Genomic DNA, 735 nt, shown 5'->3' with positions numbered 1-735 from the left:
AGGAAGGGGTGATGCCTTTGATTAAAACCCTGAGTCAGACACTGAAACAGGACAAAGAAAAATTCAAAGTACCGAGGTCTGCCCAGCAGGCGATCCCGATCCGCAAGATCTGGCCGGACGGTATTTTTCAGGTGGAGAGCAAGTATTCCCGGACATTCCGGTTTACGGATATCAACTATTCCATTGCCAGCAAAGCGGATAAGACAGAGATGTTCCTGGACTACTCCGAACTTTTAAATGCACTGGATTCCGGCTGTACGGCGAAGATCACCCTGAACAACCGTAAGATCAACAAGGAAGAGTTTGAGCAGTCCCTGCTGATTCCAATGAAAGGAGATGGACTGGACGAGTACCGGAAAGAGTATAACAATATGCTCCTTTCCAAGATCTCCGGTACCAACAACAGCATTTACCAGGAACGCTATCTGACCGTCAGCGTCCACAAGAAGAACATCGATGAAGCCAGGACATACTTCGCCCGTGTGGGAACGGATATCATCACCCATCTGGCCAAGCTGTCCTCCATCGGGGAAGAGCTGGATGCAGAACAGAGGCTCCAGATCTTCCGGGACTTTTTCAAGGCAGACGTTCCGCAGAGCTTTCCGTTTGACATGAAAGCCTTCGCGAAAAAGGGACACAGCTTCAAGGACTGGATCTGCCCGGACACGATGGAGTTCCACAACGACCATTTCAAGCTGGGCGAGCAGTACGGCAGAGTCCTTTTTATGGAAGATT

The 735-nt window shown here is 49.9% G+C and carries 1 pseudogene; it reads left to right on the top strand.

Features of this window, described 5'->3' with window-relative positions:
• Positions 1-11 precede the first annotated feature (11 nt).
• Positions 12-735, top strand: a pseudogene (locus tag LIQ05_RS19410) (VirB4-like conjugal transfer ATPase); the annotation flags it as partial.

Origin of the sequence: Blautia glucerasea (assembly GCF_020537505.1) — a bacterium.
GTDB lineage: Bacteria > Bacillota > Clostridia > Lachnospirales > Lachnospiraceae > Blautia_A.
The sequence above is the reverse complement of the archived record's forward strand: the minus strand, read 5'-3'. Positions and strand labels throughout refer to the sequence as shown.